Source organism: Halomicronema sp. CCY15110 (genome assembly GCF_016888165.1).
In the GTDB taxonomy this organism is placed as follows: domain Bacteria; phylum Cyanobacteriota; class Cyanobacteriia; order Phormidesmidales; family Phormidesmidaceae; genus Halomicronema.
Map to the genome: position 1 here is coordinate 1 of NZ_JACSWC010000076.1, position 229 is coordinate 229.

1 protein-coding gene is annotated in these 229 nt (G+C 56.8%); it reads right to left on the reverse strand.

Going from position 1 to position 229, the window contains the following annotated elements:
• Nucleotides 1-23: 23 nt before the first annotated feature.
• The coding region (locus JUK32_RS00870; protein WP_204136975.1) for a hypothetical protein at nt 24-229 on the reverse strand (206 nt) is incomplete at its 5' end.

Consider the following 229-nt stretch of genomic DNA (forward strand, 5'->3'; position numbering starts at 1 on the left):
AGGAGGGGAACGTCCCCTGAAGCTCAGGTTTGAAACTGCTGACTGTGGAGATAGGCGTAGCGATCGCCCCGCGCCAGTAATTCTTCATGGGTGCCGGATTCCACGATTTGGCCAGTTAGGGGACGGTCCCCTATTGGCTCGCCCAACCAGTCAAACTTTAGCCAGAGGGAGGAGGGGAACGTCCCCTGAAGCTCAGGTTTGAAACTGCTGACTGTGGAGATAGGCGTAG